Here is a 12,878-nt window from a genome sequence, read left to right as displayed (position 1 = left end):
TTATTGACTACCTCCCAGCATGTAACGGAAATAAAGTTGCGCTGTGCTTTCGTTATATTCACCAAAGGTGTCATAACCCAGCTGACCACCGACGGTGATGTTTTTATTAATCTTGTAATCCGCACCCACATGAAGATTATAGCCAACTCCGCTCTTACTGCCGCCGGAATAGTAGGCTTCTTTGGCAAAACCAGCAGTAACTGCTGATTCCAGCGCAGATTGCCATTCAGGATTGTTCGGATAATAGGCGCTGCGATCCTGGGTATAGGCCTGATAACCCGCCGAACCCCCGATGCGTACGCTCAGATCGTCATAACTTTGCGAGTAGTCGATCGGGAAGGCGACGCTGACGAAGTTTTGCGGGCTGAAGTAGCCGCCCTGACCGTAGCTGTAGTAGCTGAGGTTCTTTTTGAAATCCATCCAGCTCAGGCTGATACCGGTTTTCAGTTCGCGATCGTCGTAGTGGTACGGACGAACGTAGGCGCCGGCGTTAGCGACCAGGCTTTGGTTGCTGGCCACGTTCTCACCCAGATAGCTGTAGACCCCTGCACCAACGTAGAACCCGGCATCGCCATCGTCATAGCTTAGCAGCGCGTTACCGCCGTTCTTGGTCACCTGGCCCCAGTTGCTGCCGGAGAGCTTATCCTGCACGCCGACGTAGGAGAGCAGGCTGTCGGTGACGGCACGGCGCTCACCGGTGAGGATCAGCGTCAGATAATCGGTCAGCTTAGGTGCCCACTTCACGCCACCGACCATGGTGCTCAAGTCCTGACCCAGTGGCGTGCTGCCGAGGTCGATCTTGTAGCTGGTGCCGGTCAGCGCCAGGTTCAGCTCAACGCCGCTGGCGTTCTGCGAGTCGTTGGTACCGGAACTGGCACTGTCCACGCTCGGTTTACGCGTGGAGGCGACCAGATAATTTTTCAGCGCGGTGTTGTTGTTCAGGCTGGTGAGGTTGCTCAATCCGGTGGCGGTCAGCGGGTTCAACTCTTCAAAGGTAATGCCATCCAGCGCGGTCAGCGCTGTCGCCACACCCGGGTTGGTGGTGTTGAAGGTCGCCCGATCGGTCGCGTTAAGCGTGCTGATGTAGGTCTGTTCACTCTTGATGGTTTCCAGCAGGTTACCGATCGCCTGCTCGGTTGCACCGGAGCCGAGTCGGCGATAGGCGTCGCCGCTGGCGCTGCCCGCGCTGAGATTAATCGGCGTAACGGTAAAGTCAAAGTGCGCGTCGCCCAGTGGGGAACTGGTCCAGGTCAGCGGCGCTTTGGCTTCGGTCAGCTTGCTCAGGCCGTTCTCACCGTCGCGGCTGCGGATCTGTACACCGGCCTGAATCCAGGTCCCGGTGTCTTTTTCCAGATCGGCCATCATGGTATCAATCTGCGCCAGCGTCTGATTTTCGCGCAACAGTGGTGCATTGCCCATGGTGAAGGTGGCGCCTGGAATATCGCGGTAATCACGATAGGTCGGCGACAGCTGCCACGGCATGGTTTTGCCGTAGGTTGATGGTGAAGGGCGCGGCGAGAGCGTGGTGCGGTTGATAAACGGGTTATCTGACATGGCCAGACCGCCAATCCCCGCTGTGCTGCCGGTATCTGCGCCAGAAAGACCGATCACCTTGCCGCGCGCCGTGCGCAGGTAGCTCAGCGCTTCGTTATGGTCGCCGTCGGCGTTCGCCACGCGTGCCAGCAGCAGCAGGCGCTCGGGCGACTGCTGACCGCGCAGCCCGGTACTCAGCGATCGCGCACGTGGCACATCGTTTAAGGCCAGCGCCACGTTGATGGCGCCTTCGCGCGCATCCTGATTCGGCGTATCGCGGGTCATCAGGTAGTCATAGACCACACCCGCTTCTTTGTTCATTTTGCCAGACTGATAGAGCCGCGCCATGGCAAACATCAGGTCGATATTCTGCGGATCTTTTTGCAGGGCGGTAATCAGCTTGTCGTAGGCGGCCGCGTACTGCTTCTGCTCGCGCAGGCGGTCAACTTCATTGATCACCACACCGTTACGAATACCGGCCAGCTGGGTTGGCGTACTGCGCGACTGAATTTCCGGGCTGCTGAGGAAGCTTTGCGCCTCGGCACCTAATCCTGCCTGCTCAAGCACGGCGGCCTGTGCGGCATAGTCACCGGCGTTGCCCTGCACGCCACGGCGCATATTGCCGCGCACGACCGATACGGCGGTACTCATATCGCCCGCCTGGGCCAGGGCTTTCGCCAGATTACCGGCATCGGACGGGCTGGATGGCGGGTTAGCTGCCAGCACTTTCAGCGTATTGGCGGCGGCGGCACTATTGCCCTGAGCCAGGTACTGTTTTGCAACATCCATCTGCTGGTTAAAGCTGACCCGCTGTGCCAGCGTGCGCATGTCGGGGTTCTGGCTGCGGGCCGGAATACGTGACAGCAGGCTATTGGCCTGCGCCCACGATCCCGTTTCGCTGGCGAATAGCGCGGCGGCGTAAACTTCATTGCTGGAGGCACCGTTGCGGTAAGCGGGCTGCATTACACCTGCGGCCTGAGCCGAATTGCCCTGCTGCTCATAGATACGCGCCAGATCGAGGCGCAGCCACGGATCTGACGGGAAGCGCTGCATTCCCTGCTGTAGGATCGATACCGCGCGCTGCGGATTACCCGCGGCCAGCGCCTGCTTAGCTTCGTTGCGCACCGGATCGCTGGTGGCGACCGGGCGCGGCGTGACCGCCGCGCGAACGCTGGCCGGCAGCGAAGCCAGCAGCGTATTGGCTTCCGCCGTACGATTCTGCTGACGCAGCACGTAGAACAGACCTTCTTTGGCTGGGCGGTTGTCGGCATCGGTTGCCAGCACGCTACGGAAGGTCTGTTCCGCCTGATCGAGCTGGTTGCTGCGTCGCAGCGCATCGCCACGGAACAGCTTGGCAGAAACGCCTTTCTCGCCTGCGGCCTGAGTCAGTGGCTCACTGAGCGACAGCGCCTGCGCGGTGTTGCCCGACTTCATCGCCTGCTGAGCGGTGGCAAGCTGGCCGTAGAAGCGGGCATCTTCCGCCTGCTGCTGACGCTGCTGGCTGTTGTTTCCGCCTAGTTTAGCCGCACGCTCAAGGTAGTCGGCGGCCTGAGTATAATTACCGTTGCGCAGGGCAACGTAGCCCAGGCCGGCCAGCGCATCCGCATCTTCCGGGTTAACCTGAAGTACCTGGTTGAATGCGTTTTGCGCGCCGGAAACGTCGCCGCTGTTCAGTGCGTTAAAGCCCTGACCTTTAGTTTCGCCGCCGACGTTTTTACGGTAGTAGGCCATCACCGCCGTATCCTGCGGATGGCGCTGCTGGTAGTTCTGATACAGCGCATCATCGGTCGGTTTCGGGCCCAGCCACAGCAGCGCCTGGCGCAGCGAGCGGTCGGCGTCCGGATTCGCCGGAGCCATCGTTTCCAGCAACTGCAGGCCTTCGCGACGGGTGGATTCCTGATAGGTTAGCGCTTTGGCCAGCGCCAGCTTGGCGGCGTTGTCCTGCGGATTCTGAGCACTGAACTGGCGCAGGTTATCGATCGCCTGCGGCAGCATGTTTCGGTCGCCCGCCATCGTCAGATAGTATTCCGCCGCCACGCTGGCAGGCGGCTGGTTGCCGCTGAACGTGTTGCGCCAGGTTTGCAGCGCGGCGGCGGTGTTGCCGGTCCGTGCCTGCTGGCGCGCCAGCGACAGCTGTGCCGCCGGAATCGACTGCATCTGGCGGGCATTGTCCAGCTCAACCAGACGCGGGTCCTGCGGCGACACTTCGCTAAGACGGGTACGCCATTTGGTCATGCCTGCCGTGTCGTCATTCTGCTGTGACCACAGGGCCATCAGATACATCGCCTGGGTGTTGTTGCCGTCCACCATCAGCACTTTCTGTAACGCTTCACGCGCCAGATTGTCGTGCGATTTCTGATGCCAGTAGTTCGCCTGGTCAAAAAGCGCCTGAATGGCCGGGTTGTTATCAGCCGCCATCAACTGCAGGGAGATCACCGACAGCGCAAGGCTGCCGCCGATCATCCAGCGATGGCGAATTCTGGCGCTTAACTGTGTGAGTTGTGTTTTCATCATTCTTTTTTCTCGCCAGAGGAACGGGACGGTTTCGGCGGATGCAGACGGCGCCATGAGTGGCGCTTCAGCAGCACGCAGGTACTTAATCCCACTAATGTCGAACACAGCAGTGCCGCAAGGGCCATCAGTACAGGGTGCTGGTTGACATACCAGACCACCATCATGTACCACGGCATTTGCCCGCTGGGGAACCGGGCGCCAACACGGAAGCTGCGTACACCAGTTTCATCCGTAATGATAGCCGTATCGCCGCGAATACCGGCGTTAATGCGCTGCAGGGTTAAATCGTTACTCAGACGGTTCAGCTGATCGTCGTCGGTAGCGATGGTCATCACCACCAGACGGCTGTCGTTCCACGGTGAGCGATAGCTGACAAACCCACGCCAGTCTTCGTTAGAAGAGAGATAGCGGTCGGCATCCAGCGACTGACGTGACCAGTCACCGGTCAGCCAGCTGCGCAGTTTTTCCAGCGTCCCCTGTACTTTCACGCCCAGCGAATGACCGTGAACTTCATACGGCGAAGCGGCCAGTATCGACTCGTTAAACGCGGTTTGACCGAGCGTGGACACCGCCAGGACATCGCTGTTTTCCAGGCGTTGGCGCATGGCGCCGCCACCCGGTACGCCGAAAACGACGTTGTTGTAGGCCAGTGCGACACCGGTGGCATTACCAGAACGCCCTGCCATGTTTAACAGCGCGCTGATTTCGGCATTAGCCGGCTTCTCAGGCAGCATCAGTACGGTCTGAGAATAGTCAGCCAGACGCGAGAACGGGAACGAGGCACCGACGAAATAGGAGAGGTTCGGCAGCATCGCGAAATGACGTGTGTGGCTCAGATCGATCGAGGAGTCCTCTTCGATTCGGCTCTTAATATTGTTGTTGGTCAGAACGCTACAGGGTGCGTTGGCCTTCGGTTTGATATTGAAATAGAGCTGCAGCTGGTTATCACCGTAAATCAGATACGGGTCCAGTTTAAGCGTGTATTTTTCCTGGCGCGTGTCGCCGCCCAGGCGGTGCCAGATATTCTCCAGCAGCCCGAGTTTATTGACCGTCAGATTACGCAGGAAGGTGCCGTTCAGGGTGACGTTAAGCACCGAGTTATCTTCATCGATCCAGTTTTCAGACGGGAAACGATAGTTCAGCTGCAGCGGCAGCGTATCGCCGTCCCACAGGAACAGATCCGGTGCCGCGCGGAAGTTAACCCGCAGCGCATCATGCCAGATGCCGTTGGCAGTCAGGTTTTGATCCTGGCGCAGCAGCTCGCTAAGGCGAACCGGGCGCTCGGTATTAATCCAGCGCGGGGCGTCATAAGGTTTACGCAGCGGCAGCGTTTGCTGGCCCACTTCCAGCTGGGCGCTGTCCACCTTCATTGGCTGCAGCAGACGAGTTGCCGCCTGGCGCAGTTGCAGATCGTCTTTACCGACGACCAGCAGCAGTTTGTAGACCGGGTTGTCCGGGTTATCGACGATTTTCACTAGCGGTATGCTGGTTTCCGGCAGCGTCAGGCTGGAGATCACTTCACCCGGGTGGCCGAACACCACGCCGTTTTTCTCCGGCAGCTGGCTGCGAAGCACCGGGAAGGTAATCCCACGGTAGTCCGCCTGAATGCCCAGCCAAGACGCCAATATTGCCGCCGCGCTGACTTCGCCCGGCTGAATATTTTCGCCAAACGCCATGGCGACGCTGGAGGAATTCATCCGCAGCGGATCGAGGAATGGTCGCGGGAAATTGCTCAGACTGGTGCCGATATTCAGCTGCTGGCCTTCCAGCGACAGCGTGGTCGTTGGCAGAATAGTCACCTGATACTGATCTTCGCTGTCGCGCTCACACAGGAGCTGGTCGGCATCGTTAATTTTGAAGCTCAGGTTGTTGCTTGAGACCACCATCGCCGCCGGAATATCCAGCTGATAATCTTCACTTTCTTTATCCGACGCGCTTAGCGGCAGGGTTCCCAGCGGCTGACCGTTCATCATTAGTTGCAGCGAGGTATTACGCGCGGCCAGTGCGGAAGAGACCTTCAGCGACAGGTTAAGGCGCGCATGGGTAATGACTTCATCGCCCGGTAGCGTAAAGGTGATACCGGACTGTAGCTGACCACCGGTCAGCAGCACGCCCTGCGGCTGGCCCATCTGTGCAACCGTCACCGTACTGGAGATCGGATGGTTCAAAGACACCATCGGTGAGGTGTCAGCAGGTGGTGCAGGAAGCGGAGGCAGCCCCGGCAGTTCAGCCACTGAACCCGGCGGTAGTGCCGGTTCGTTGCCCGCAGGCAGACTGTTTTCCGCGCCCGTTGCCGATGCCGAATTGTCTGATGCTGCCGCGGGCTGATCGTTCTCTTCTGCTTCCGCGCCGTTACCCTGGTTAGCGGGGACAAAGTTATTCAGTAAGTTGCCAAACTGCGAATTGTTGTTTGCCGTATCTGCGGCGTTGAGATTGCTCAGCGTCAGCGCAGTACTCAGGCACAATGCGTGAAGTATCAATTGCTTCATGTCACTCCATCCTTCTCAGCACGCATACGGCGTTTTTTATTCGCGCGGCGATCTTTCCAGGTCAGCCAGAACAGCTCAAATACTGTACGAATGATATTCACCAGCGAGCGTAGCGGATTATCTTTTGGCCCTTCCGGTTTCAGCCAGGCATCCGCACGGGACAGCACCACGCGCACCAGTTCACGGCGTCGAGACAGCGGGATATCCTTGAACTGGAAGCGCAGAACGCCGGAATCAGCACTGATCAGGTGGACCGGAATCGAGATAGCGCCGGAGTGCAGCATCAGTTCGATCTCTTCAATCTCATCATTCTCGAAGCGCTGATCCGGTGCGGTCAGCTGTGCGCCGCCCATCGACAGGTTGAGGGTATGGCTGCGTGAGGAGATACCGCTGGCATAGTGGACGATGGCCGGAATTTTCACATCGATACGAATGGTTTTACGTACCTGTTTGGTTTCTCGCGCCACGGCAATCGCCGCCATCAGAATCACCAGGCTGAAGGTGGCCCAGCCAACGTTCAGCGCAATAACGTAAGGGTCAACGCCGAAGTAGTCGTGAGCGGTGGCGCGTACGATGCCGCTGATCACCCCGGCTGCCAGCAGCAGGGCGCAGATGACGTGCGGGCGGACGATGTTGAAGTCGAAGAAGCCGACGTCCAGCACGCCGCCTTTATCCGTCACGTTAAATTTGCCGTGTTTCGGCGAAATCATGGTCAGCAAAGTCGGGATAACCAGGTGGAATGCCATCACCGTTTCATAAATTTCACCCCAGAAGGTGGCGCGGAAACGGCCATTCATACGGGAGTTCACGTACAGCGACAGTACCAGGTGCGGCAGCACGTAGGCGAAGATCAGGCTGGCTGATGAGTGAATAATATTCAGGTTAAACAGCAGGTAGGCCAGCGGTGCCGTCAGGAACACCACGCGTGGCAGACCGAACTGGAAGTGCAGCATGGCGTTGAGGTAGCACAGGCGCTGCTGCCATTTCAGGCCCCGGCCCAGCAGCGGGTTGTCCACGCGGAAAATCTGCGTCATGCCGCGCGCCCAGCGGGTACGCTGAACGATATGCAGACCCAGACGCTCGGTGGCCAGACCTGCCGCTAGTGGGATGGCCAGAAACGCCGATCCCCAGCCCAGTCGCTGCATTTTCAATGCGGTGTGCGCATCTTCGGTGACGGTTTCCACCGCAAAACCGTTGATCTCTTCCAGCGCGGAGCGGCGGATAACGGCGCAGGAGCCGCAGAAGAACGTTGCGTTCCAGTTATCGTTACCCTGCTGTACCGGGCCGTAGAACATCGCGCCTTCATTTGGAATTTCGCGGGCGGCTTTCAGGTTACGTTCAAACGGGTCAGGCGAGTAGAAATAGTGTGGCGTTTGCAGCAGCGCCAGCTTGTCATCTTTCAGGAAGGCACCGACGGTGGCCTGCAGGAAGGTACGGGTGGCAACGTGGTCACAGTCAAAAACGGTGATCAGTTCGCCCTTGGTGATTTTCATCGCGTGGTTGAGGTTACCGGCCTTGGCGTGGCGGTTATCGTCACGGGTGATATAACCCACGCCAACGTCAGCGGCGAAGCGGGCGAACTCACTGCGCTTACCGTCATCCAGCAGGTAGATCTTTAATTTGTCACGCGGATAGTCGATACACTGCGCGGCCAGCACAGTGTCGCGCACCACATCCAGACTTTCGTTATAGCTGGGAACGTAAACATCTACCGTCGGCCAGAGTGAAATATCATCGGGCAGCGGTTCAATCGTGCGTTTCAACGGCCAGGACGTCTGCAGATAACCGAGAATTAAAATCAGCCAGACGTAAAGTTCGGCGATAAACAGGCCGATACCCAGGATCGCTTCGACTTCTGAATTGAAGTGCAGGGTTTCGGTCGCACGCCAGTATATATAGCGGGTGGACATGATCGCGGAAAGAAATACCATGATCAGCGACACCGGCTTGCTTTTAATAAAGCCCAGCAGGAACACAATACCGATGGAAATCAGACCAAAGGTATATTGTTTTTGGCTATCCATCGGGGTGATGATGATAACCGCCGCAACGGGCAGTAAGATGAGTAAGAGAAGATAAAACAGGACTTTATTCATAAGTCATCCTGAACACGTGTGGGTATAATTCTTCGTGGCTCACTTCACCACGCGTCTTCAGGCATCCGTGCCAGATTCCTGTGACCCGCTAGCGCGACTGAAGCGGAGCATGCATCTCGCCGTCGCCGACTTTGATATCAAGCAGCGCGGAAAGGCGTTTACTGATCAATTCGATGTCAAACGCAGCAGCGGATACAGGACTGAAATCAAAAATAGACTGCTGCGAGGCATTGGCTTCGGCCACGCTTTCATCGCGGTTTACCACGCCGATAAGCCTGTCACCCAGGCGCTGCTGCATAAACAGCGTCACGTCGCGGCTGATATTGCGGCGGCTGTCGCTCTGGTTCAGAACAAAATAATGCCCTTTGCGGTGATTAAGCGCGCTGCCAATCAGTTTTTCATTTTCCACCTGAGGCAGCAGCGACAGCGAAGCCGTGTCGGCCAGCATCACCACCAGGTGCATATCGGCCAGTGCCGCCATGGCTTTCAGTGCCGGGCCCGGGCCCGGAGAGAAATCAGCGATAATCACCAGGCCGGGATAATTCAACACGGTGTTCAGACCACGAATAATAAAGTTGGGATCGTGGGTCAGGTTATCTTCGAACTGCATACGCTGCTGTTCGGTGACATTACCGTAAGGCAGGACGAAAATGTTACCGCCGGTGGTGAGAATGGACTGGCTCCAGTCGGAAGATTCCGCAGATTTGGCGACAAAACCGCGTCCGTCCGACAGCGGTACACCAAAATGCAGACGCAGCGCATTCTGCACGTCAAAATCGATTGTCAGCACTTTGCTACCGTTGCGGGCAAGCGCGTGGGCAAGGTTGGCTGCCATGGTGGTTTTACCCACACCGCCTTTAGGGGAACAGACGCAAACTAACGGCATGAGGCAATTTTCTCCAGCAGGGATTGTAATGGCATCTCTTTAGAAACGATCTGCTCAGCCGAGCCGTGGGCCGGGCTGAATAACTGTTTATAGCTGATATTTGACGCTGTTGCCGCAGGTTGCACGTGCGGCTGTATCGCCTGACCGCTTGAAAAAAGCGGCGAGGATGCCGGTGGCAGCGACTGATAAAGCGGTGCAGCCTGCTGCTGTGGATACACGGGCTGTGGCGCGACCTGTTGAGGCTGCGAATGATGCAGCGGCTGAGTCGGAACCTGCTGTGGCGCATAGTATGGCTGCTGCACGACGAGCTGCGGTACCGACTGCGGCGCGGCGACCTGCTGTGGCTGTGGTGCTACCGGCGGCGAATTCAGCTGCGGCTGCACAGGCTGAGGCGGGAAACCCGATTGCAGCAGCGGCTGAGCGTTCGACTGAGCTGGCTCCTGCTGCTGTAACAGTGCGTTGAGCTGTGGTGCAGCAGGCTGTTCAGGCGGTGCATCATGCTTTTGTTGAGCGGTATTTGGCTGCGACTTCGCCAACTGATCGAATAGTGAACCTGACGCCTGCGCGACAGATTCCGGGCGCAGATCGGCGACTTTGGCCAGCTGCACCGCCGGTTTCGCTGGTGCAACAGACGGAACTTCCGGCTGCGGTGTCACCGGAACGGGTACTTCAGGCTGCGCGCCCGGCTTCAGCGATGATGAAATGCTGCCGAATAGCGATGCGCCCACCGATGGAGCCAGAAGCACCGACGGATCGATAGGCTGAAGAGCAACAACATCAATCCTCTGACTCTTATCCAGCACCGGATCGGTGCCATCACTGAGCAACTGCTTGATAATAGCCCAGTTAGAGCTGTCAGAATGGGGTGACTGCTCGGACATATCTTTGAATTCGATGTGGTTTGTTTGCGTCTTTTCTTTAAAACGCTGCAAGTCATCATAACTTTTCATAGAGATCGCGCAGAAGGAGGATATTTACGTTAATATAGCACACTCTTTATGAAAGATTCAGATAAATCTTATTTTCAGCTTGAAATTTACTGGTTACTAATCAGAAAATCAACGAGTTACTTGAAAAATTATTTATTGACAACAACATTGTCATAATAGTAACTATATTAATATTGAATAATTTACCGGGTTAAAGATTTTTATTTTACAAAATTGAAAAAGATTAAAAATATTTATTAACCTCTTTTTTAATTTCCCTTTAATTTATTAATATTATCCGTTAACTCGTTATCAATATTGGAAAAAATAGTAATTTCCGATTAATTGACTCTTTTACTTATCTTGAGTGTTTAAGGTGGGTACAGTTTCGGCATTGTGAAAAAGAAAGCGGAGATAATCTCCGCTTAGGCATTATGGTCGTTTTCAGGCTGCCGGTTCGCTCTCATCCTGCTCAACGGCAAAGCAGGCAACCTGCTGCCCGCCCCAGGATTTTAGCTGCGGCTGCAGCTGGGTGCAGGTACCAAACCGACGATGACAGCGAGCGTTGAAGGCACATCCCGGTGGCGGATTCAGCGGGCTGGGCAGCTCGCCGGTCAGTTTGATACGCTCGCGTCGTTCGTCCGGGTTAAGGCGTGGAGTCGCTGAAAGCAGCGCCTGAGTATAAGGATGCCGCGGATTAGCAAAAATCTCCTCTTTGGTTCCCTTCTCTACACAGCGTCCTAAATACATCACCATCACTTCATCGGCAATGTGCTCCACCACCGACAGATCGTGAGAGATAAAGATATAGGAAAGCCCCAGTTCCTGCTGCAGGTCCATCATCAGATTCAGTACCTGTGCCCGTACCGACACATCCAGCGCGGAAACCGGTTCGTCGGCAATCAGGACGTCCGGGTCCAGCATCAGGCCGCGGGCAATAGCAATACGCTGACGCTGGCCGCCGGAGAACATATGCGGATAGCGATCGTAGTGCTCTGTTTTCAAGCCCACTTTCGCCATTATCGCCAGCGTTTTCTCCCGGCGTTCAGCTTTAGTCAGGCTGGTGTTGATCACCAGCGGCTCTTCCAGAATCTGGCTGACTTTTTTACGCGGATTGAGCGAGCCATACGGGTTCTGGAAGACAATCTGAATCTTCTGTCGCCGCATCTGCTGAGCCTGCGGATCGTGCTTCAACAGATCCTGTCCCTGATAGAACAGCTGGCCTTCGGTTGGCGTTTCGATCATCGTCAACAGACGGCCCAGGGTGGATTTACCGCAGCCGGACTCTCCCACCACCGCCAGCGTTTTGCCGCGCTCGAGGTTAAACGATACGCCGTCCAGCGCTTTCACCAGTCGTTCCTGGCCAAACAGGCCTTTTTTAACCGGATAGTGTTTTTTCAGATCGATCGCCTGCATCAACAGGGGCGAATTCGTTGCTTCAGGCTTCATAAGTGGGTCTCCCGGCATCATCCAGTGGGAAGTGGCATTTGGACTGACGCCCAGCAATATCACGCAGTGACGGCTGTTCCGTCCGGCAGCGGTTAGTGGCATACGGGCAGCGTGGGTTCAGCAGACAGCCGTCAGGGCGGTCATATTTGCCCGGCACCACACCCGGCAGCGAGGCCAGTCTTGCTTTGTCGGTGGAAAATTCCGGTAGCGCGCGCAGCAGCGCCTGCGTGTAGGGATGCCGGGGTGCTTTAAAGATATCCACCGCTTTACCGGTTTCCACCACCTGCCCGGCGTACATCACAATAATGTGCTGTGCGGCTTCTGCCACCAGCGCCAGATCGTGGGTGATCAGGATCAGCGCCATATTTTCCTGGCGTTGCAGGTCCAGCAGCAGTTCGATGATCTGCGCCTGAATGGTCACGTCCAGCGCGGTAGTGGGTTCATCGGCAATCAGCAGCTTAGGACGGCAGGCTATCGCCATCGCGATCATGACGCGCTGGCTCATGCCGCCCGAGAGCTGATGCGGGTAGACATCAAGTCTGGAGGCCGGATCGGGAATGCCCACCTGGTTCAGCAGGTCGATCGCGCGCTGGCGACGGGTACGGCGATTGCCGCCCTGATGCACCTTAATGGCCTCCATAATCTGGTAGCCCACGGTGTAGCAGGGGTTCAGGCTGGTCATCGGGTCCTGGAAGATCATCGCGACCTCTGAACCCACCAGCTGACGGCGCTCTTTCTCGGAAATCTGCTGCAGGTTGCGCTGATCGAAGACCAGCTGGTCTGCCATCACCTTACCGGGATAGTCAATCAGCCCCATAATCGCCAGCGAACTGACGGATTTACCGGAGCCGGACTCGCCGACGATACCGACCACCTGCCCCTGTTCAACCTGGTAGCTGATGCGGTCTACGGCGCGGAACGGTGCTTTTTCGTCACCGAAATGCACCGAGAGTTTATCTACAGTTAATAGTGCCATCTCGCT

General features: G+C 56.8%; 7 protein-coding genes. All 7 read right to left on the bottom strand.

Translation table 11 applies throughout. The features are described from left to right. Nucleotides 1-4,044: a cellulose biosynthesis protein BcsC gene (locus tag AC07U6_RS14420; RefSeq protein ID WP_494764401.1), complete on the bottom strand. Its 4,044-nt coding sequence runs from the start codon at nucleotides 4,042-4,044 to the stop codon at nucleotides 1-3. Beyond that, the gene (gene bcsB / locus AC07U6_RS14415) at nucleotides 4,044-6,536 is read right to left on the bottom strand and encodes a cellulose biosynthesis cyclic di-GMP-binding regulatory protein BcsB (RefSeq protein WP_494761066.1); all 2,493 of its coding nucleotides are present in this window, start codon (nucleotides 6,534-6,536) and stop codon (nucleotides 4,044-4,046) included. The genes AC07U6_RS14420 and bcsB overlap by 1 nt, the downstream gene beginning before the upstream one ends. Then, nucleotides 6,533-8,632: a UDP-forming cellulose synthase catalytic subunit gene (bcsA, locus tag AC07U6_RS14410; protein ID WP_494761067.1), complete on the bottom strand. Its 2,100-nt coding sequence runs from the start codon at nucleotides 8,630-8,632 to the stop codon at nucleotides 6,533-6,535. Before bcsA ends, bcsB begins: the two co-directional genes overlap by 4 nt. Nucleotides 8,633-8,720: 88 nt before the next feature. Then, on the bottom strand, nucleotides 8,721-9,518 hold the full coding sequence (gene bcsQ, locus AC07U6_RS14405) for a cellulose biosynthesis protein BcsQ (RefSeq protein ID WP_494761068.1): 798 nt from the start codon (nucleotides 9,516-9,518) through the stop codon (nucleotides 8,721-8,723). Next, nucleotides 9,509-10,468, bottom strand: a complete 960-nt coding sequence (gene bcsO / locus AC07U6_RS14400) for a cellulose biosynthesis protein BcsO (protein WP_494761069.1) — start codon at nucleotides 10,466-10,468, stop codon at nucleotides 9,509-9,511. The genes bcsQ and bcsO overlap by 10 nt, the downstream gene beginning before the upstream one ends. Before the next feature lie 423 nt (nucleotides 10,469-10,891). After that, complete coding sequence (gene dppF / locus AC07U6_RS14395) at nucleotides 10,892-11,896, bottom strand: dipeptide ABC transporter ATP-binding subunit DppF (protein WP_494761070.1); 1,005 nt, start codon at nucleotides 11,894-11,896, stop codon at nucleotides 10,892-10,894. Beyond that, on the bottom strand, nucleotides 11,886-12,872 hold the full coding sequence (gene dppD / locus AC07U6_RS14390; protein ID WP_494761071.1) for a dipeptide ABC transporter ATP-binding protein: 987 nt from the start codon (nucleotides 12,870-12,872) through the stop codon (nucleotides 11,886-11,888). Before dppD ends, dppF begins: the two co-directional genes overlap by 11 nt. Nucleotides 12,873-12,878: the final 6 nt, after the last annotated feature.

Source organism: Erwinia sp. GW821-FHT03D09 (assembly GCF_059420805.1).
This window is presented reverse-complemented; position numbering and strand designations above follow the sequence as displayed.

What these genes read in the sequence shown, in the direction of transcription:
- AC07U6_RS14420 (WP_494764401.1), bottom strand. Translation starts at nt 4,044, where the DNA reads ATGAAAACACAACTCACACAGTTAAGCGCCAGAATTCGCCATCGCTGG.
- bcsB (WP_494761066.1), bottom strand. Translation starts at nt 6,536, where the DNA reads ATGAAGCAATTGATACTTCACGCATTGTGCCTGAGTACTGCGCTGACG.
- dppF (WP_494761070.1), bottom strand. Translation starts at nt 11,896, where the DNA reads ATGAAGCCTGAAGCAACGAATTCGCCCCTGTTGATGCAGGCGATCGAT.
- bcsQ (WP_494761068.1), bottom strand. Translation starts at nt 9,518, where the DNA reads ATGCCGTTAGTTTGCGTCTGTTCCCCTAAAGGCGGTGTGGGTAAAACC.
- bcsA (WP_494761067.1), bottom strand. Translation starts at nt 8,632, where the DNA reads ATGAATAAAGTCCTGTTTTATCTTCTCTTACTCATCTTACTGCCCGTT.
- bcsO (WP_494761069.1), bottom strand. Translation starts at nt 10,468, where the DNA reads ATGAAAAGTTATGATGACTTGCAGCGTTTTAAAGAAAAGACGCAAACA.
- dppD (WP_494761071.1), bottom strand. Translation starts at nt 12,872, where the DNA reads ATGGCACTATTAACTGTAGATAAACTCTCGGTGCATTTCGGTGACGAA.